Source organism: Kitasatospora sp. NBC_00374, assembly GCF_041434935.1.
Classification (GTDB): domain Bacteria; phylum Actinomycetota; class Actinomycetes; order Streptomycetales; family Streptomycetaceae; genus Kitasatospora.
This window is the reverse complement of the sequence record NZ_CP107964.1, coordinates 759,665-778,421: the sequence shown is the minus strand read 5'-3', so window position 1 is coordinate 778,421 and position 18,757 is coordinate 759,665. Positions and strand designations below refer to the sequence as shown.

The following is an 18,757-nucleotide window of genomic DNA, read 5'->3' as shown; positions in this document are numbered from 1 at the left end:
CTCACCCGGCCCCGGCTCCCGGACGCCGCGCGAGCACCGCGTACAGGCCGCCGGACACCACCAGCCCCACCGCGAACGAGACGTCGGCCCCGTCCATGGCTCGCGCCACCGGCCCGGTGTACAGGGTGGTCGAGAGGAAGGGGAGCATCGCCGCCAGCCCGAGCAGGTAGCAGGACAGACCGCGCCAGGCCCAACGGCCGTAGCTGCCGCGGTCGTCGAAGATGTCCTCGATCGAGTAGCGGCCCCTGCGGACGGCGTAGTAGTCGACCAGGTTGATGGCCGTCCACGGGACCAGGACGTAGAGCATCAGCAGGATGAAGGTGTTGAAGCTGCCCAGATAGTCCTCGGGCAGGACGAGCGCCACCCCGAGCACCACCGCACCGACCGCGAGCACCGCGCCCGCCCGCAGGACGCCCGTCGGCCGCCGCCGGCGGAACGCGTCCACCCCGCTCACCGCCGTCAGCATCGCCCCGTACGTGTTGACTCCCATCACGCCGACCAGGGCCAGCGAGGACACCAGGACGGCGACCGCGCCGAAACCGGGCAGGACGGCGTCGCCCGCCCGGAGCAGCGCGGTGACGGCGTCGGTGCCCGGCAGGCGGCTGCCCAGGAAGGCGCCCAGCGACATCAGCCAGACCGCGGAGGCGGCCGCACCCGCGTACGTCCACCCGATCACCCGGCGGGCGTCGGCGTCCGCGGGCAGGTAGCGCGAGTAGTCCGACACGTAGACCGCGTAGCTGATCTGGTAGCCGGCCGCCGCCGCGAAGGTCGCCAGGAACGCCGTCCACGGGCTGCCCGCGGCCGGTGCGTCGACCGGCGCGTCCCACCAGTGGACGGCGGCGCCGACCGTCAGCACCCCGAACACCGCGATGAGGATCCAGCTCAGCGCCCGCTGCACGGCGTGCAGCAGGTCGTGCCCGACCAGGGCCAGGACCACCGCGACCGCCGACAGCAGCGGGTACCAGAGCACCGGCCCGCCGCCGGTGACCTGTTCGAGGCCCTGGGCGGCCAGCACGACGTTGAAGACGTTGAACCCCAGGTAGACGAAGACCACCGCCGCGAACGGCAGCACGGCGCCCCGCACCCCGAACTGTGCCCGGGACTGGATCATCTGCGGCAGCCCCAGGCGGGGGCCCTGGTTGGCGTGCACCGCCATGAAGACCGTGCCGAAGCAGGTGCCCAGGACGACGGCCGCCACCGAGCGGCCGACCCCCAGCCCGAGTGACGGGCCGATGAAGCCGATCACCAGCGTGGTCAGCACGAAGTTGCCGGAGAACCAGAACGGCCCCTGGTGCCAGACCTGGCCGCGGCGCTCGTCCGGCGGGACGAAGCCGATGGAACGCGTTTCGAGCACGGGCGGCGTCGCGCGGCCGTGGCGGGAAGCGGGTGGGTGGTGCACAGGACATCCTTAGGTGTGGTGCGAGGGACGCCGGCCGGTCACCGGCAGGCGTAGGTGAAGGTGGTCGCCGACCGGGCCCGGCCCGGCGACAGGACCTCCAGCTCGGCGGTGGCGGTCACCGTCCCGGGCCCGTCGAACGACCAGCGGAGGGTGACCTCGGTCCGCCGCGAGCCCCGCTCGACGCTCTGCCGCATCGGGCCGGAGACCCCGCCGTCGCTGCGCAGCCAGCGGTAGTCGACCGTGCCCGCCTCGCCGTTGGTCAGCAGCGCCGCCGTGACCGTGACGGTGCGGTCGCAGCCCGGCCCGGCGGCGTCGGAGCGGACGGCGACGCCGGTCACCGCGAGGGCGTGGTGGGAGCGCTGCCAGAGCAGGGCGCCGAGCACGGCGACGGCCACGCCGGCGGGCAACAGCCACCGCCGAGTCCTGCGCCGGCGGCCGGCCGGGGCCCGCACGGGTGCGCGGTGGTCGCCGCTGCCGCGCCACACGGAGGTGAGCCGGTCGTGGCTCGCGGCGGGGGGCGTACCCCAGACCGCGCCGTCGAGCAGGGTCGCGCTGGTCGCCTCCTCCACCGGCCGCCGCCCGCGGCCCGTCGCCTGACGGAGCGTCAACTCCTGTGTCGGGTGGCCGATCTCGATGGTCGGCTCCTCGGAGCGGCCCGCCGGCGTGGGCGTCCGAGGGGAGCGCCGGTAGGCCAGGCGCGGGTCGGGTCGTTCGGACATGTCTCCCCCAGTGCGGCGAGGTCTAGAGAACGGGGCTGCAGTCGTCGGAGCGCAGCACCTTGTACGTCCCGCTGCCGGTCGCCGCCGCCGGGACGCTCGTCACCTGCACCCCCCAGTAGAGGGACGTGTCGGCCGAGCCGAACGCATGGCTGTAGGTGCTGCTGAACGCCGTCCGCCCCTGGGGCAGCGTGATCCGGTCCGTGGCCACGGTGGTGCCGGGGCCCGGGGTGTTGCCGTGGAACCAGGTGAGGACGAGCGTCCCGGCGGCCGCGCCGTCGGACTTCACGCTCACCACGCCCTGGGCGCCGTACCGGCCCGAGCACCCGAACTGGGACACCGACAGCGCGAGCACCCGCAGCGGGGCGGGCGCCGGAGCCGGCGCCGTGGTCACCGGCGCGGGTGGCACCGCGGTGGCGGGCGGTGCCACCGGCGTGGCCGTCGCCGTCGGCAGCGGAAGGCCCGGTGGGGCTCCGCCGCCCGGTCGGGCGGCTCCGGAGGCGCCGGGCGCGGAGGCGCCGGGCGCCGGGGCTCCGGTGGTGCCCGCAGCGCCCGCAGCGCCCGCCGCACCCGCCGCGCCCGGCCCGCCTGGCGATCCCGGCTCCGTGCCCGGGTCCGTGCCGCCGGTGGGGCCCTCGGTGCCGGGCTGCTGCTCCCCGGGCTGCGGCCCGGCGGGCGGCGTGGCCGCTGCGCCCGCCTGCGGACCTGCCTGAGGTCGAGCACCGGTGTCGCTCGCCGGGCCGGAGCGGTCGGAGGCGAGCGCCGACACGGTCAGCGCCCCCGCCACCAGCAGCGTCGCGGCGGCCAGGGCCGCCGGCGTGCGCCGAGCGGCGCGAGCGCGGCCGCCCCGGACCGCCCGCGGATCGTCGGAGTGCGCGGCCAGCGTGGTGGTGGCGAGCGCGGTCGAGCCGGCCGCGCCACCGTTCCCGGTGCCCAGCAGCAGGGGAAGCGCGGCGAGCAGCGCGGCCATCCGCCGCCGCCCGCGCACCTCCCAGTCCTCGCCGTACGCGGCGGTCGCGGCCGCCTCCAGTTCCGCCGCGAACGCGGCCGCGCCCCGCGGCCGTTCGGACGGCCGCTTGGCCAGGCCGCGGCGGATCAGCGGACGCAGCGCCTCGGCCGCCCGGTCGTCCGGGATGGGTGCCTCGACGTGCTGGACCGCCAACTCCAGTGCCGTCGTCCCGGAGTAGGGCTTCGCGCCGGTCAGACACTCGAAGAAGACGGCGGTCGCCGCGTACACGTCGGTGAGCGGTGTCACCGGCTGCCCGGCCCACTGCTCCGGCGCCATGTAGGGCGGGGTGCCGCAGACCCCGGCGGCCGAACCGCTGGTGACGGCGATGCCGAAGTCCACCAGCTTGGAGGCGCCGTCGACGCCGACCAGCACGTTCTCCGGCTTGTAGTCCCGGTGCACCACCCCGGCCGCGTGCGCGGCCGCCAGGCCCAGCAGCGAGCCCTTGAGCACCGTGAGCGCGGCCTCGGCCCCGGTCGGGCCCTCCTGGCGGAGCAGGGCGCGCAGGGCGACGCCGTCCACCAACTCCATGACGATGGCGGCCCCTTCGGCATGCTCGACGTACTCGTACAGCCGCGTCACATGCGGTGACCGGATGCCCGTCAGCAGCCCCGCCTCGGCGCGGAACGCGTCCGGTGCGCCGTGCGTCAGGTACTTGACGGCGACCAGGCCGCCGGAGGCGTCGTGCGACGCCTCCACCACCCGCCCGCACGCTCCCCGGCCCAGCTCCCGCCGTGTGGTGTAACCGGGCACCTCCCAGTGCGCGTTCCCGCTCATTGCCTTCGTCGTCCGTTCTCTGTCGCTGTGTCGCGTGGTGGCCGGTGTGCGCGGCGGTGTCACAGCTGCAGGCGCACGGTGGTGGTGATGTCGACGTCGTCGACGAGGAACGGGTGGTGGTTGCCGACACCCTCGGCGGCGAGGAAGGTCAGCGTGAGCTGCCGCGGCACGGCGGCGACGAACCCGTCCGGCAGGGTCAGCTCCCGGCGTTCGTAGCGTTCGGTCCAGTCCTTGTTGGTGAAGGAGTCGGACGCGTACGTGACCCCGTCCTCCGAGGTGAGGGCCACCACCAGCTGGCGAAAGCCCCGGTCGCCCGACCGCGGGTCCTCGACGTGCAGCCAGTAGCTGACGCGGGTGGACGCGAACGCCGGGACGGTGAAGGTCCTGGACACCGTGTCGGCGCCGACGCCGTGGCCGCCCAGCACGGCCTTCCAGGTGCCGGAGTGCGCGGCGGGCGACGGCTGGTTGCCGATCGGCCGGTAGCCCGGGACGGTCGAGCTCTGCCGCCACCCCGCGGCGCCCAGCTCGAACCCGCCGTTGTCCAGCGGGTGGATGTCCGCGTGCGCGGTCGAGGCGAGGGCCGGCTGCCCCAGCGCGACGACGGCGGCGACGGCGCCCAGGCGCTCCGCCCAGCGTCGGTTCTTCATCGGGTCTCCCTGTGGTGGGTGCGAGTGCGGCGCGGGTCCTGTTCACCGCGCCGGTCACAGCAGATCAAGATCGCCGGTGCCCGGTCGTGAGTAGCCGCTACTCAACCGCCGCCCGTCCGTGCCCACCACGTCTGAGCAGCGGCTACTCATCCGCCGGGGCGCCGCCCCGCGGCAGACTCCGGCCACCGAGACATCCGAGCCCAGTGAGCCCAGCGAGGTACCCGCCGATGACCGACGACCCGACCGCGACCACCCGGATCGCCTGCCTGCAGATCCCCCTCGCGGTGGGCTCGCCCGACACCAACCGCGCCCGCGCGGCCCGGGCGATCACGGCCGCCGCCCGCCTCGGTGCCCGGATCGTGGTCCTGCCGGAGCTCACCAACAGCGGCTACCGGCTCGCCGGGCAGGCCGAGGCCGCAGCCCTGGCCGAGCCGCTGGACGGCCCGACCGTCCGGCAGTGGCAGGACCTGGCGGCGCGCCTCGGCCTGCTGGTCGTCGGCGGCCTGTGCGAGCGCGACCGGGCGGGGCTGCTGCGCAACTCCGCGGTGGCGGTGGACGCCACGGGCCTGCGGGCCGTCTACCGCAAGGCGCATCTGTGGGACCTGGAGAGCACGGTCTTCGTCCCCGGTGACGCGGCCCCGCCCGTCCTGGAGACGGCGCACGGCCGGATCGCCCTGATGGTCTGCTACGACCTCGAATTCCCGGAGTGGGTCCGGATCCCCGCGCTGGGCGGCGCGGACCTGCTGTGCGCGCCGGTGAACTGGCCGGTGCTCGCGCCCGTCGCCGCGGGGGCGCCGATGGAGGTCGTCCGGGTCCGCGCGGCCGCGGCCGCCAACCGGATGTTCGTCGCGGCGTGCGACCGGACGGGGAGCGAACGCGGCACGGACTGGGTCGGCGGCTCGGTCATCGCGGACCCGGACGGCATGCTGATGGCCGGGCCGCCGCACGACGGCGGCCCGGCACTGCTACTGGCGGACTGCGCCCTGGCCCAGGCCCGTTCCAAGGCCGTCGGCCCGCGCAACGACGTGCACCGGGACCGCCGGCCCGCGCTCTACCGAGCCTGGCGGCCCGGCTCCGACTGACCGTCAGTCATCGCTACCGTCCTCGCAGTTCGCCCGGGATCCACCCGGGTTGGCGAAGTCGCAGCTGTCCGTGTCCGGCCCGCCGTCCAGGACGTTGCCCTCACCGGCGCCACCGTGCAGGTGGTCACGGCCCCCCTCGCCGAGGAGGGTGTCGCGACCGCTGCCGCCCAGCAGGGTGTCGTCCCCGGTCCCGCCGCGCAGGGTGTCGTCGCCCGCACTGCCGATGATCACGTCCGGGCCCCGGCCGCCCTGGACGACGTCGTCGCCGGCGTCGCCGTACAGGCTGCCCTGCAGGGCGGTGTCGTTGGTGATCCGGTCCGACCCGGTGCCGCCGGCCACGGTGATCCAGTGCAGCGAGCTGTCGCTCGCGCTCGCGCCGGTCCGGTCGACCACGACGGTGTCGTCACCGTCCCGGGTGTCGATCCGGATGCCCTGCAACCGCCGGTCGGGGTTGTAGCACGTGATGAACGGGCCGAGAGGGATACAGCCGGGCCCCGTGCGGACGAAGCCGGATCCGCTCGTACGGATGGTCACGGTGCCCGGCGGGCCGAATCCCCGCGACGTACGGTCGGACACCCGCACGGTGTCGTCCCGTCCCGTCCCGGCCGTGAAGGAGACGACCCCGTGGGGGTCCACCTCCACGAACGCGTTCACGACCACCGGGTCGCCGAGGGCGGGCGCCGGCGCGGGGCCGGTGGCGGCGGCCTGCGCCGTGCCGCCGCAGAGCGCGGCCTGGGGGAGGACGAGGGCTGCGGCGGCCGCGGTGGCCATGGCGGCCATGGTGCCTGTGCTGCGGAGAGTCATCGTCGGCCCTTCGGTGAGGTCTGCGGGATCTGTCGGTCCTCCAGGACGGTGAACCGGTCGCGGCGGCAGACGCGGATGCGGTAACTGCGGCCTTCCCGCAGGGCGAAGGACGGCGCCACCGAGCACCGGGCCTCGCGGGCGGGGGAGCCGGCGCCCGCCTCCACCCGCATCCGGACGGCCAGCACCGGGCTGCCGTCCAGCCACCGGCCCGTCGGGCGCACGGAGAGTACGGTCCCGACGGCCGTCGGGCCCGAGCCCCGTGCCTCGGCCTCCCGCCGGGCGGCCGTGCTCCGGGCGTACCGGAGGACGGCCCAGTGCACCAGCGGTCCCACCCCGAAAGCCGCCAGGGCGACGGACAGGAGCAGGGGTCGCGCCGCGAGGGGGAGGGCGGTCAACACTCGGTGCGGAGGTCGGGCGGGGAGATGGCGACGGTGGCCGTGGCGTGGGCGTGCAGCCGCCCACCGTCCATGCCCACCAGCTGGGCCTGCGCGGTCGCCAACGTCCGCCCCAGGTGCACGACGTGGGCGCTGCAGTGCAGCGGGCCGAGGCCGATCGGGACGGGACGGACGAAGTTCACGTTCAGCTGCACCGTCGAGATGCCCGCGCCCGGTGGCAACAGGGTGAGCACCGAGGCACCGAGCACTGAGTCCATCAGCGTGGCGAGATAGCCGCCGTGGACCGTGCCGTTGATGTTGCCGAGATGCGGGCCGGTCTCACCCGCCACCGCGGCGTGGCCAGGCCGGACGGCGGTCAGCGAGAATCCGAGGGTGGTGGAGATCGGGGGCGCGGCGATCCGGCCGTCGACCACGGCTTGCAGCAGCTCCTCGCCGGACAGGCCCGCCGGGCCTGCCGCCGTCGCGGACGACTCCGAGGAGGGGGTTCGGGGGTTGGGTACCGTCATGACTGAATCCTCGGCGCCGCCGGGAGCGGGGACATGAGTAGGCGGTACTCACCTTCCGCCGTCACGGCGGACGGCGCGACGAACGCGGCCGGTACCGGAGCCCCGAGGACGGGGCCTTCGGGGGAACCGGCGAGCACCCCGGCGGCGGCCGCCGGGCCTTCGGGCCACTCCTGCCGCGCCCGCGGTCACTTCGCGGTTCGTCCGGTCACGACCTCGACGCCGGCCGCGATCATCCGGGCGACGACGAGATCCGTCAGTGTGTCGTCGCAGAGCAGCAGGTCCATCGGCGGGTCGCCTCTCCTGACGATCCGGTGGCCACCGGCCGTCCGCTCGATCTGCCACGCGTCCCGCTCGGTGGTCCACAGCCGCTCCTAGTACCCGAGGTCCGGCGCCGCGGCTTTGTCGCGGGTCGACTCCCCGGTCCCGGGCGGCAGCCGGGACCAGAACGAGACCGCCCGCAGATGGCCGCCCGGCTCGGCGGGTGCGAGCAGGACCTCGGGGCACGGCTCGCCCAGCGCCTCCCGCACCTCGGCCTCCGGGTAGCCGAACAGGTCGACGTCGTCCAGCACCACCGGGACGGCTGCGGGCCCGCGCCACGCCTGCGGCGCCAGGGTGCCCCGGCCGATTCCGGGCCAGGCGGGATCCGGCGGCACGGGTGCTCAGCCCGGCTCAGGACGACGTTCACCAGCAGCAGCTCGGCCGGCTGCGGGCCGTACCAGTCGGATTCGTCGGCGCCCGCGGTCAGGTCGACGTCTCCCCACTCCACGGTGTACATCCAGGTGGCGTCGAGGACACCGTCGCCCCGCACCGGCCCGAGGCGGGCCAGGGTCTCGCGTGTCTCTCGGCCGCCCCGCTGACGTACGGGTCCGGGCCGCTCACCTGCGCCAGGGGAGCGCGTCGACCGCGGCGATGTCGCCGGCGGCGAGGAGTCCGAACAGCCGCAGGACCTCGTCCCGGGAGACCTCGCGCAGCTCGCCGGGCTCTGCCGCCGAGTCCTCGGTGTTCTCCCAGACCAGCAGGCCGCCGGCGAACGCGCTGAGGCACCAGCCGCTCTCGTGGGACAGGGACACGTCGGGATGCTCGTCGTCGGCGTCCGCGAGGCCGTCCAGGACGCGCCGCATGGTGTCCGCGTCGGGCTCGTCGACCGTGCTGCCCGTGACGTCGTACAGGAAGTGGCTCACGCGTCCGATGAGTTCACGCCGGGATCGGGGGGCCGTGCCCGGACACGTTCCGGCGGAGCTCAGGGCTCGGCCGGGGCCCGCTCCTCGGCGGGCTTCGGCTCCTGGGCGGGCTCCCGCCCTCCGGCAGACGACGGCCGTTCGGCGGACTGCGCGCCGAGGCTCCCGGCCGGCGCGGGCGGTTCGGTCGTCGGCGTCCCGGCCGGGCCCGGCCTGCGGGCGGCGACCAGGCCGGGGGCTGCTCCGTCCCCGTACGTCAGCAGCCCCGGTACGGGGGTGGTGGTGCCGGGGAGCGTCAACCCCCGGGTGCGCCAGCGGTCGAGGAGCTCGTGGTAGATCGGCTCGCTGGTGCAGGTGATGGCGCCGGGGCAGGCGGGAGCAGGATCGTGGGTGTCCATCTCTCTCCTCTGAGTGCGGGTCCGGCCCGTCCACGGCGTGCGGGCCGGTCCGACCTCGTGCCCGCCGGTGCGCGAGGTGGGGGAGTCGTCGGTGCTCGACCGACCAGCGCCGGGCGCTGCAGGATCGTTTCTTCACTCGCCCCGCCAACCTCCGTCCCGGGCGCCCGGCGGGTGCCCGGAGCGCGGCGAGGGCAGGACGGCGTCCGAGGTCGCCGCCGGATCCGCCTCCGCTCGCAGGCTCATGACGTCGCGGACCAGGCCGTTCCAGTCCTCGGCCAGGTCGGTGAACTCGGCCGACATCTCCGCGATGACCAGATGGGCCTGGGACAGGTCACTGCGGGTCTGCGAGAGCAGTCCGATGAGGGAGTGAACGCGCAGTTCGAGCGCCTCCTGCTCGCGCACGCGCCGGTCCAGGACCGCAAGTTGGCCGGCCAGTGCCTCGCGCTGGACCGTCACCTCGCGCTGTTCCGAGGCGACCACGGCGAGATGCCCGGACAGTCGGTCGCTCGTCACGCTGATCCAGCGGTTGATCCTGACGAGCGCGATCTCCGTGACGATCAGGCCGGCGAGCAGGCACCCGGCGAGGGACGGCACCCAGGGCGAACCCCAGCCACCGACGGTGCAGAGGGCAAGGCCGGCCACGGGACCGGAGAGCCTTGTGATCGGAGCTGCGAACTTTGCCACGCTGACTTTTCACCTCCAGGACGGCACGCTGTCATCCCGCCTCCTCTTTCCGGGTCTCCTGCTGCAGGCCGATCGCTTGCGCGATGGTGGCGAGGAGGAACCGGCGGATCACAGGGTCGGTGATACCCCAGGTGTCGGCTGCTTCCTCGGGACTGATGGGGTGTGAGCGTACTCGCACGGGAAGATTGTTGGCGGAATCTGCAGAGATAACGCCTCCGCGCACCAGAAGGTCGCGAAGCTCGACCCGGACGGCATCGGCAATTCGTTCGAACTGGGTCGGATGGGGAAGTGTCTCGCCCCTGAGCATGCGGCCCACCGCCGAGGGGCTCATACCCACGTCCTCGGCCAGGGCCTTCCGTCCGCCGGCTCCCGGCCGCAGGTCGTAGCCCGCCCGCTCGGCGGCCGCGTGCACCGCGCTGCCGAACCGGAGGGCGGCCGAGGCGTGTTCCGCGCCCTTGTCAATGCTGGATGCCATGGGCGGAAGGTTACCGCGCTGCATGTTCAGGACATGCAGGCGTGCACGCCTGCATGGTGGTGATCACCCGCATATACGGGATTATTTGACGCGATATCGGGCGCGGAATGCCTTGCATGCATGCAAGTGGTGCTGTTAGCGTCTCCGATCACCCTGACGAGGGCTCACGCCGTACGAGGGAGGCAGTCCTGACATCCTGTGACGTCGACGATGTGATGTCGACTCTGATCGATCACGCCCGAGCGGGCGATCCGGTGGCCTGGAGTGAGTTCTATCTCCGTTACCGCGGCCCGCTGGTGACCTACCTTCTGCGGCGCACGAGGGGCGACCGCACACTGGCCGAGGATCTGACCCAGGAGACGTTCGTCCGCGCGATGCGGTCCATTCGGGGTTACCGCTGGACCGGGACCGATTTCTCTGCCTGGCTGATCACTATTGCCAGAAATCTTCTCAATGATCACTCAAGGCGGGCCATGAACACCGAGATTCCGGTATTCGAGATCCCCGAGCGGGATTCCGGCGTGAGCGTCGAAGGTCTCGTCATCTCCGCGCTCGAATCCGCCGAGAGCGCGGCCAGGCTCGAATTCGCCATGACCAAGCTCACCCGCGCCCAGCAGGAAGCGCTCAGGATGCGCTACTGGGACGGCCTCACCGCGCGGCAGATCTCGCAGCGCACGGGCAAGGGCGTCGGAGCGATCAAGACTCTCGGCTACCGGGCCAGGGAACGGCTGCGCCAGGAACTCGCCGAGGCCCACTGACATGTGGCTGCGGCCGCGGCTGTGTCGGTGGCGTCCGGGATGCTGTCCGGTGACGGGAAGCGGCAGGCGACAGGGGCAGGTGCGCGATGGGTTACCAGGACGAGAGATGGCAGCTGGTCCGCCGCCGAGGGCCCGAGCCGGAGCCGCTGGGCGAGATCGTGATCGAGGAGGCCGACTTCCCCTGGCTGCACGGCCGGTTCGTGCCGGGGCCGGCCTTTCCGGTCGTCGAGCCGCTCTTCATCCGCTCGGCCGCGCTGGCCGAGGCGGAGGACTGGGAGGCGTTCGACCAGGTCTACGAGGAGATCAGACGCGCCGTGTCGCTCCGCTCGCCGTCCGGGCCGGTGGCCGAGTTCCTGCTCCACATCGAGGGCGACCGCGCCTGGTTCCGCTGGAGCGACGAGCCGTTCGACGACGAGCCGTTCGGTGGCGAGCCGGAGTGAGCGGCCGCACATCCCATCCATGGGGAGTGTGGATCCCCGGCCCGCCCCCCGCTGCGCCCTACGCCCCGCTCCGCGCCGTTCTCCGGCGTGTCGGGCGCCGACCGGCGCAGGGCCCGGCATTGTGGGCGTTATGGGTACTTATGTCCATTGTGTTCGGTCGGCGCGATGACCGGCCTCCGCCCGGGGCGGCGTGACGTCCTGTCAGGGCTGTGCCTGCTGGCCGCCACAGCCGTCGGCGCGGTCCGGTTCGGCGGGTCGGCCGCCGCACGGGAACCGGCAGCGGCGGGCCCCGGGCCGGAGACCGGGTCCGCACCGCGTGAGCTGCGCGGAATGTGGATCGCGTCGGTGGAGAACATCGACTGGCCCGCGGCGTCCGGGCTGTCGGCCGACCGGCTGCGCGCGGACTTCACCGACCTGCTGGACCATGCCCGGACGATCGGGCTGAACGCGGTGTTCGTACAGGTCCGGCCGACGGCCGACGCGTTCTGGCCCTCCCCGTTCGAGCCCTGGTCGCAGTGGCTGACGGGCGTTCAGGGCGTCGACCCGGGCTGGGACCCGCTGGACTTCATGGTCGAGGCCGCCCACCGGCGTGGTCTGGCGTTCCACGCCTGGTTCAATCCGTACCGGGTGTCGACGCAGCCCGACCCGGGCCGGCTGGCCGCCGACCACCCGGCCCGACTCAACCCGCACTGGGCGGTGGCCTACGACGGCAGGCTCTACTACGACCCGGGCCTGCCGGAGGTCCGCCGGTTCGTGCAGCGGGCGATGATGGACGCCGTCACCCGGTACGAGCTCGACGGCGTCCACTTCGACGACTACTTCTACCCGTACCCGGTCGCCGGCCAGGACTTCCCGGACGGCGCCACGTTCGCCGAGCACGGCGCCGGCTTCGCGGACCGGGCGGCCTGGCGCCGGCACAACGTGGACCTGCTGGTCGCCGAGATGAGTGACCTGGTGCGCGCGGCCCGTCCCGAAGCCGCCTTCGGGATCAGCCCGTTCGGCGTGTGGCGCAACGCACGCAGCGACCCGGACGGCTCCGACACCGCGGCCCTCCAGTCGTACGACGCGCTGCACGCGGACACCCTGCACTGGATCCGCAGCGGCTGGCTCGACTACGTCGCCCCGCAGCTCTACTGGCCGATCGGCTTCGCCGCCGCCGACTACGCCACCCTGGCACCCTGGTGGGCGGCCCGGACGGCGGGCACCGACACCCAGCTGTGGATCGGCCAGGCCGTCTCCAGAGTCGGCTCGCCCACACCCGCGGGCTGGCAGGACCCGCAGGAGCTGTCGCGCCACCTCACGCTCAACGCCGGACTGCCGCAGATCGGCGGCAACATCCTGTTCAGTGCCAACCACGTCCGGGCCGACCGGCTCGGTGCGGTCAGCCTGCTGGTGGCCGACCACTGGGCGCGGCCGGCGCTGACGCCCGTGCTGCCGCGCCTGAGCGCGGCGCCGGGGCCGCCGGCGCCGCTGGTGAGTGTCACGGGCAGCGGCCCGGACGGTCTGCCGCTCGTCTTCCGCGGAGCGGCGGACAGCACGCCCTTCCAGTACGCCGTGTACGGCCCCGCTGCGCCGGGCCCCACCAGCGAGGCGGACGCGGCCGGACCGGTCGCCGTCGTCCCGGGGCCGGTGGGCCGGTTCACCCTCGCGGACGTGGGCGAGGCGTGGCGCTACGCCGTCACGGCCGTCGACCGCGCCGGCCGCGAGAGCCCGGCCACTCCGGTGGTCCGCCTGTCCGTCTGATCGTGTCGGCGTCCGGTCGGCGGCGGGTCCGCGGCCGGTCGACGGCCGGCCGTGCGGCGCGGACGTGATGGAGCGACCAGCACCGCCCGCCCGACCCGCCGCCTCGATGCGCCGGCCCTCGTCGAGGCGAAGGGCTGACGGGCCGTGAGGGGTTCGCGGCCGGGGCGCCGGTGTGGGAGGCGCCCCGGCCCGGGGGGAGGCTGTCGGCCGTTCGCGCGCACGGCCGACCTGCTCGACAGCCCGTTCATCGGGGGGTGGCGGGGCTGTCGTGATCAGGGATGCTAGACCCGGTCCAGCGCGAGGGGAAGCCCTTTGACCTGCGGCTTTTGCGGCCGCGAACATGTCAGCCCGGTGGGGGCGAGTCCGGCGGCCGCACCCCGGGCTCCGGCCGTCGATCCCGGCTGCCGGAATCCACGGCGCGGCCGGTCGAGAGGTCACGGGTGCCGCGGGCGCCTGCCGCAGCGCCCGTCCGTCGCACCGAGAGGGGGCGGCGCGGGTGAAGCCTCGCCGGACGGGCGCGACCATGCCGGTCGCGCGTTCCTTGGGCGTCGAGGGCGTCGTGGGCGTCGAGGGCGACTGCGGGCACGGCGGGCGCCACCGGTGGGACGGCGGTGTCGCGTCGGCGGCGAGCAGCCCGGGTGCGACCCGAGAGCCGTCGGCGAGGTCGGCCAAGGCCGCTACGACCGACACCGGGGGCGGTACCGACCGTCAGGACGGGCCGGCCGTGGCGGCGGGGCTCGGCTGCCCGCGCAGGACGCCGATCTTGTCGATGCGGTGTTCGGGGTTGCCGTTGCCGTCGCGCCAGGCGTTCCCGGCGGCGTTGTCCTCCGGGGTGGCGCAGGTGGATATCGTGATCATCGCCTGGGTGGGCTGCGCGCCGGGTGTGCCGGGGACGGCGGCGCGCTGCTCGGCGAGCGACTGCTCGGACCGGAAGGACGTCGTCCTGGTCCCGGTGATCTCGTACTCGTAGACCAGGCCGCCCGAGGTCACCCGGACCACGTCACCGACCCGCAGCGACGGCAGGTCGTGCAGCGGGCCGCCCGCGGAGAGGCGGTGCGCCGTGACGAGGTAGTTGCCGACCTCCCCGGGGCCGACTCCGCCGTGGTCGCCGTACGGGCTGGCGGCCACCCCGCGGTCCTGGATCTTCGTCCCCGGCCGGTCGTCGGTGGTCCCGACGTACGGCACGACCGGCAGGTCCGTCAGGCCGATCGCGGGTATCGCCAGCGAGGCGGTCGCGGTCCTGGTGCTGCTCCGGCCCGGGCTCGGGGTCGAGCTGGCCGGGGCCGGGGTGGCCGGGGCCGGGGTGGCCGTCGTCGGGGACGCCGAAGGGGTGCCCGGCGAGGGCGTGGAGGCCTCCGGGCCGGGCGCGGTCGAGGCGGCTGCCGTCCCCGCCGGGGACGGAGTCGCTGCGGCCCGGCCGTCGTCGGAGGAGGCGCAGCCGGCGAGCGCGGCGACGAGTGCGGCGGCGGACGCCGTCGCGAGGGCGGTGGCGACCCTGGGAGATCTGCGCATTCGGACAGCCTGAGGGGTGTGGGGGGAGGGGTGCGCCGCCGCGCGGGTGGTGCGTCGGCGGTGGCTGTCCAGGGTACGACGGCCGGTCCCGCCGCGGGTCGGACGTCTGTTCCCGTGCGGGGCTACCGCTTCTGGGCCCGGTACCGCTTGAGCAGCGCGGTGATCCTCGTGTGGTCCGCGCCGCCGTTGAGCTCGGTGAGCAGGTCGTCGGGACAGAGTTCGTAGTGGTCACCCCACCACCGGCGGCCCTTGTTGTCCCAGATCCGGTAGCCGCCCGGGACTCCTCTGGCCACGTACCGGCGCCTACTCACGCCGCCCTCCGAGCGGGATTCCGTCGGAGAGGGTGAGCGCTTCGGTGATCGGCATCCCGCCATTCTTCCGGGTGGGCGACGGCGGCCCGCACCGGAGCCCGGGCCGCCGCGACCGGGCCCGAGGACCCGCCCGGTGGGCCCTACTGGACGTCGAACTCGTTGCCCTCCGGGTCGGCCATGGTGACCCAGTGCCCGGACGGTTCCCGGACCTGCCGAAGCACCGTGGCGCCGAGGGCTTCGAGGCGGCTCACCTCGGTGTCCCGGCGTTCGGGGCCGGCGTGCAGGTCGAGGTGGAGCCGGTTCTTGACCTGCTTGGCCTCGGGGACGGCCTGGAACAGGATTCGTCGGCCGAGCCCCATGCCGCTCGCCTCGTCCACCCGGTCCGCCGGGTGCCTGATCGCGGCCAGCTCCTTCCAGGCCCGCCGCCCGTCGACCAGGGTGAGTGCCTCCTCGGTGATCGCACCGGCGTCGAGCAGGTGCTCGATCAGGGTGCCGTGCTCCTCCACCGTGTAGCCGAGGGCCTCGGCCCAGAATGCGGCCTGGGCGTGCGGGTCGGCGGAGTCGATGACGAGTTTCCAGTCGAGAGTCATGTAACCGGTGATAGCGGCTTCACCGGCGACACGGCAACCGGACCAGGACGCGGACCGGGCGGCTCGGCCGGCGTGAGCCCCGGACCTGGCGTGAGCCCCGGACCGGGCGGGTGGCCCGGGCGCGGCGGGGTCGGTCGCCGGTGTTGGAGTAAAGAAATCTTGACATCGTGTCGACGTTGCTTGACACTCGTCGATGTCAGGTTTTCTTTACATGGGGAGGGTGGCAGTGGCCGTCGAAGAGAAACGCGCATGGATCATGCTGGTGGTCGCGATCGCGGCCTACAGCTCCTACCTGGCCAGCGTGCTCGGCCGGTCCGGCGACCTGCCGCTCGCCGAGACGCCGTACGTGGCGGCGCTGGTCTGGTCGGTCGTCGCCGCGATCGTCGTGTCGATCGTGCTCAACATCCTCGTGGCGGTCCTCTCGCCCGAGGAGGCGAACACCAAGGACCAGCGCGACCGGGAGATCCACCGCTCCGGCGAGTACATCGGCCAGTCGTTCCTCGCCATCGGCAGCGTGACCGCACTGCTGCTGGCCCTGGCCGACGCCGACCAGTTCTGGATCGCCAACGCGATCTACCTCGGCTTCACCCTGTCGGCGATCCTCGGATCCGTCGCGAAGATCGGTGCCTACCGCGTCGGATTCCACCCGTGGTGAAGCCGACCAAGGTCACCAACACGATCCGGGCGCTGCGGTTCGCCCACGGCGAGATGACCCAGGCCGAGCTCGCCCGCCGGATCGGTGTGACCCGCCAGACCGTCATCGCCATCGAGCAGGGCCGCTACTCGCCCTCGCTGGAGATGGCCTTCCAGATCGCCCACGTCTTCGGCGTGCCGATCGACGACGTGTTCCAGTACCCCGCCACCGAGGGAGAGACCTCATGAAGGCCATCGTCCACGACACCTACGGGCCGCCCTCGGTCCTTCGCCTCGACGAGGTCGAGCGCCCGACGGCCGGCCGGGGCGAGGTGCTCGTCCGGATCCTCGCGGCCGGCCTCGACCAGGGCGTCTGGCACCTCACCGCCGGCATGCCCTACCTGGTCCGGGCCCTGGGCTTCGGCCTGCGGCGCCCCAAGGTCCGCATCCGGGGCCTGGACCTGGCCGGCCGGGTGGAGGCCGTCGGCCGCGACGTCACCCGCTTCCGGGTGGGGGACGAGGTCTACGGCACCTGCGACGGCTCCTTCGCCGAGTACGCGTGCACCACCGAGGACCGGCTCGCGCCCAAGCCGGCCAACCTCGACTTCGCCCGGGCGGCCGTCGTCCCGGTCTCCGCCTGCACCGCCCTCCAGGGCCTGCGCGACGCCGGCCGCCTGGAGGCCGGGCAGACGGTTCTCGTCCTCGGTGCGGGCGGCGGCGTCGGCACGTACGCCGTGCAGCTCGCCAAGGCCCTCGGCGCCCACGTCACCGGTGTGTGCAGCACCGCCAAGACGGAACTGGTCCGCTCGATCGGCGCCGACGAGGTCGTCGACCACACCCGCGAGGACGCCACCTCGGGCGCCCACCGGTACGACCTGGTCATCGACACCGGCGGCAACCGCCCGCTGCGGACGCTGCGCCGCGCCCTCGCACCGCGCGGCACCCTCGTCATCGTCGGCGGCGAGGGCGGCGGCCGGTGGGTCGGCGGCTTCGACCGGCCGATGCGGGCGGCGCTGCTGTCGCCGTTCGTCGGCCAGCGCTTCCCGATGCTCGCGGGCAAGCCGTGCCACGAGGACCTGCGGGTGCTCGCCGAGTTCATCGAGGCGGGCCGGGTGACCCCGGTCGTCGACCGCTGCTACCCGCTGGCCGAGGTTCCGCAGGCGCTCGGCCACCTGCGCGAAGGTACGGTCCGGGGCAAGCTGGCCGTCACCGTGCAGGCGGACTGACGCCGGATCAGGCCGGGTCCGGGCCCGGCTCCGCGCCGGGGCCAGGGGCCTCGCCGGCCCGCGCACGGGCCCGGGCGTAGCGGGCGGCCAGCGGACCGTACGTCAGGCCGTGCAGGGCCAGGCTCATCAGCACCGTCATCGTCATCACCTGCCCGACCAGGTCGGCGCCGTGCGGGTCGACGGGGGCGAGGCCGATGAAGGCGAGCAGCCCGAAGACGATGGACGCCAGCCCCCGCGGCCCGAGCCACGCCAGCAGCCACCGGTCGGCGCGGCTCACGCCAGTCCCGACCAGGCAGAGCAGGACGGGCACGATCCGCACCACGGTCAGCGTCAGCACCGCGTACGCCACCACCCACCCGTCGAAGTCCCCGGTGAACGCCTGGGTGACGAGCTTGCCGAAGACGAACCAGAGCGCCAGCGAGAGCAGCGTCCCGACGTCCTCGACCAGGTGCAGCGCCTTGGGCGGCAGCGCCCGGGAGTCCGGCGTGAAGCACAGGCCCGCCACGAACGCGGCGACGAAGCCGTTGCCGCCCAGCGCGATCGCCAACCCGTACGCGATCAGCGGCAGCGCGACGATCCCCAGCCGGACGGCGGCCGGCCCGGTCCAGCCCGCCTGCCAGGACCGCCGCAGCAGCAGACCGGCCGGCTTGCCGACCAGCACGCCCGCCAGCACCGCCCAGAGCATCGCGGCGAGCGCGTCCACCACCGCCTCGGAGGCGTCGCCCGGCCGGGCCCCGTACGTCTGCGCGCCCGCCAGGCAGAGCAGGAAGACCGGGGCGAGGATGCCGTCGTTCAGCCCGCTCTCCACCGTGAGCACCCCGCGCAGCCAGGACGGCAGCCGGATGTCCCGGATCAGCTCGACGGCCGGCGCCAGATCGACCGGTACGGTCACCGCCGCGAACACCGCGACCAGCCACCAGCGGCCGGACGGGAACAGCAGACCGCCGACCAGCACCCCGAGCACGAAGGTCAGCGGCAGGGCCAGCACCAGCAGCCGGGTCAGCAGCCGGCGCTGGCTGCGGATCACCCCGGCCGGCACATGGGTGGCGTCGGTGAACAGCAGGACGGCGAGGATGATCTCGACCGCGCGCTCGGCGTCCGCGGTGGTCAGACCGATCTGCACCACCGGATGCGACCCCACCGTCAGCGCCACGCCCGCGACCGTCATCGCGACCGGCGCACCGATGCTCCAGCGCTCCAGCCGAGCGGCCACCAGGGCCCAGGCGAACAGCGTCCCCATGCTGACGACCAGCGCGATCACGCCCGCACCTGCGCTTTCCCCGGTGCACCACCGGACGGCGGCGGAAGCCCCCATGATCGTAGGGCCCGAGGCGGCCGGGGAGGCGCGCGGCGGCCCGGCCCGCGTGTCCCCGGGCCGAGTGAGCCCGTACCCGGGGGGAGGGAGCCGGATCAGGATCCGTGCCTGACGGCAAGAGCACGACCACCCGGACGAGTTGACGCGCCCGGCGGGTCGCGG

23 protein-coding genes are annotated in these 18,757 nt (G+C 74.1%); 7 read left to right on the top strand and 16 right to left on the bottom strand.

The genetic code is table 11. The features are described 5' to 3' along the window. Position 1: 1 nt before the first annotated feature. The 4 genes from OG871_RS03690 to OG871_RS03675 are packed head-to-tail and all read right to left on the bottom strand — an operon-like array spanning position 2 to position 4,545. Positions 2-1,399 carry a cytosine permease gene (locus tag OG871_RS03690; RefSeq protein ID WP_371494190.1) on the bottom strand — a complete coding sequence of 466 codons (1,398 nt, stop codon included), beginning with the start codon at positions 1,397-1,399 and terminating at the stop codon, positions 2-4. A 38-nt stretch (positions 1,400-1,437) separates the two neighbouring features. Then, positions 1,438-2,118, bottom strand: coding sequence for a hypothetical protein (locus OG871_RS03685; protein ID WP_371494189.1), 681 nt, complete (start codon positions 2,116-2,118; stop codon positions 1,438-1,440). Between the two features lie 22 nt (positions 2,119-2,140). Beyond that, complete coding sequence (locus OG871_RS03680) at positions 2,141-3,898, bottom strand: serine/threonine-protein kinase (protein WP_371494187.1); 1,758 nt, start codon at positions 3,896-3,898, stop codon at positions 2,141-2,143. Between the two features lie 59 nt (positions 3,899-3,957). Beyond that, positions 3,958-4,545, bottom strand: a complete 588-nt coding sequence (locus tag OG871_RS03675) for a hypothetical protein (RefSeq protein WP_371494186.1) — start codon at positions 4,543-4,545, stop codon at positions 3,958-3,960. Between the two features lie 227 nt (positions 4,546-4,772). On the opposite strand from OG871_RS03675, the gene OG871_RS03670 reads away from it, so the two are divergent. Continuing rightward, positions 4,773-5,627, top strand: a complete 855-nt coding sequence (locus OG871_RS03670; RefSeq protein WP_371494185.1) for a nitrilase-related carbon-nitrogen hydrolase — start codon at positions 4,773-4,775, stop codon at positions 5,625-5,627. A gap of 3 nt (positions 5,628-5,630) precedes the next feature. On the opposite strand, the gene OG871_RS03665 is transcribed toward OG871_RS03670, so the two are convergent. From OG871_RS03665 to OG871_RS03630, 8 genes are all read right to left on the bottom strand, one after another. Then, positions 5,631-6,431 (bottom strand): calcium-binding protein, encoded by an 801-nt coding sequence (locus OG871_RS03665; protein WP_371494184.1) that lies wholly within the window; start codon positions 6,429-6,431, stop codon positions 5,631-5,633. Next, complete coding sequence (locus tag OG871_RS03660) at positions 6,428-6,826, bottom strand: hypothetical protein (RefSeq protein ID WP_371494183.1); 399 nt, start codon at positions 6,824-6,826, stop codon at positions 6,428-6,430. The genes OG871_RS03665 and OG871_RS03660 overlap by 4 nt, the downstream gene beginning before the upstream one ends. Continuing rightward, entirely contained in the window at positions 6,823-7,332 is a 510-nt protein-coding gene (locus tag OG871_RS03655) for a PaaI family thioesterase (RefSeq protein ID WP_371494182.1), read from the bottom strand. Before OG871_RS03655 ends, OG871_RS03660 begins: the two co-directional genes overlap by 4 nt. Positions 7,333-7,703: 371 nt before the next feature. Beyond that, positions 7,704-7,985, bottom strand: a complete 282-nt coding sequence (locus OG871_RS03650) for a hypothetical protein (protein ID WP_371494181.1) — start codon at positions 7,983-7,985, stop codon at positions 7,704-7,706. A gap of 222 nt (positions 7,986-8,207) precedes the next feature. Beyond that, positions 8,208-8,513, bottom strand: a complete 306-nt coding sequence (locus OG871_RS03645) for a hypothetical protein (RefSeq protein WP_371494180.1) — start codon at positions 8,511-8,513, stop codon at positions 8,208-8,210. A gap of 59 nt (positions 8,514-8,572) precedes the next feature. Then, a complete protein-coding gene (locus OG871_RS03640) occupies positions 8,573-8,908 on the bottom strand; it encodes a hypothetical protein (protein WP_371494179.1) in 336 nt (111 codons plus the stop codon). Between the two features lie 132 nt (positions 8,909-9,040). Beyond that, on the bottom strand, positions 9,041-9,550 hold the full coding sequence (locus OG871_RS03635; RefSeq protein WP_371494178.1) for a hypothetical protein: 510 nt from the start codon (positions 9,548-9,550) through the stop codon (positions 9,041-9,043). A 73-nt stretch (positions 9,551-9,623) separates the two neighbouring features. After that, entirely contained in the window at positions 9,624-10,067 is a 444-nt protein-coding gene (locus tag OG871_RS03630) for a helix-turn-helix domain-containing protein (RefSeq protein WP_371494177.1), read from the bottom strand. 215 nt (positions 10,068-10,282) lie between these two features. On the opposite strand from OG871_RS03630, the gene OG871_RS03625 reads away from it, so the two are divergent. From OG871_RS03625 to OG871_RS03615, 3 genes are all read left to right on the top strand, one after another. Beyond that, positions 10,283-10,825 (top strand): RNA polymerase sigma factor, encoded by a 543-nt coding sequence (locus OG871_RS03625; protein ID WP_371494176.1) that lies wholly within the window; start codon positions 10,283-10,285, stop codon positions 10,823-10,825. An 86-nt stretch (positions 10,826-10,911) separates the two neighbouring features. Beyond that, entirely contained in the window at positions 10,912-11,265 is a 354-nt protein-coding gene (locus OG871_RS03620) for a hypothetical protein (RefSeq protein ID WP_371494175.1), read from the top strand. 165 nt (positions 11,266-11,430) lie between these two features. Further along, on the top strand, positions 11,431-13,008 hold the full coding sequence (locus OG871_RS03615; RefSeq protein WP_371494174.1) for a glycoside hydrolase family 10 protein: 1,578 nt from the start codon (positions 11,431-11,433) through the stop codon (positions 13,006-13,008). Between the two features lie 708 nt (positions 13,009-13,716). Here OG871_RS03615 and OG871_RS03610 read toward each other — a convergent pair. The 3 genes from OG871_RS03610 to OG871_RS03600 all read right to left on the bottom strand — a co-directional run bounded on the left by OG871_RS03610 (position 13,717) and on the right by OG871_RS03600 (position 15,421). After that, on the bottom strand, positions 13,717-14,520 hold the full coding sequence (locus OG871_RS03610) for a class E sortase (protein ID WP_371494173.1): 804 nt from the start codon (positions 14,518-14,520) through the stop codon (positions 13,717-13,719). Between the two features lie 122 nt (positions 14,521-14,642). Beyond that, positions 14,643-14,831: a hypothetical protein gene (locus tag OG871_RS03605; protein WP_371494171.1), complete on the bottom strand. Its 189-nt coding sequence runs from the start codon at positions 14,829-14,831 to the stop codon at positions 14,643-14,645. A 140-nt stretch (positions 14,832-14,971) separates the two neighbouring features. Beyond that, positions 14,972-15,421: a VOC family protein gene (locus OG871_RS03600; protein WP_371494170.1), complete on the bottom strand. Its 450-nt coding sequence runs from the start codon at positions 15,419-15,421 to the stop codon at positions 14,972-14,974. Between the two features lie 226 nt (positions 15,422-15,647). Here OG871_RS03600 and OG871_RS03595 point away from each other — a divergent pair, with 226 nt between their 5' ends. From OG871_RS03595 to OG871_RS03585, 3 genes are read left to right on the top strand one after another with little or no spacing between them, the layout of a single operon-like run. Further along, a complete protein-coding gene (locus OG871_RS03595; protein ID WP_371494169.1) occupies positions 15,648-16,076 on the top strand; it encodes a hypothetical protein in 429 nt (142 codons plus the stop codon). 23 nt (positions 16,077-16,099) lie between these two features. After that, positions 16,100-16,303 (top strand): helix-turn-helix transcriptional regulator, encoded by a 204-nt coding sequence (locus tag OG871_RS03590; protein WP_371503203.1) that lies wholly within the window; start codon positions 16,100-16,102, stop codon positions 16,301-16,303. Beyond that, positions 16,300-17,280, top strand: coding sequence for an NAD(P)-dependent alcohol dehydrogenase (locus tag OG871_RS03585; protein WP_371494168.1), 981 nt, complete (start codon positions 16,300-16,302; stop codon positions 17,278-17,280). Before OG871_RS03590 ends, OG871_RS03585 begins: the two co-directional genes overlap by 4 nt. 7 nt (positions 17,281-17,287) lie before the next feature. Here OG871_RS03585 and OG871_RS03580 read toward each other — a convergent pair whose 3' ends face one another. After that, positions 17,288-18,541 (bottom strand): cation:proton antiporter, encoded by a 1,254-nt coding sequence (locus tag OG871_RS03580; RefSeq protein WP_371494167.1) that lies wholly within the window; start codon positions 18,539-18,541, stop codon positions 17,288-17,290. Positions 18,542-18,757: the final 216 nt, after the last annotated feature.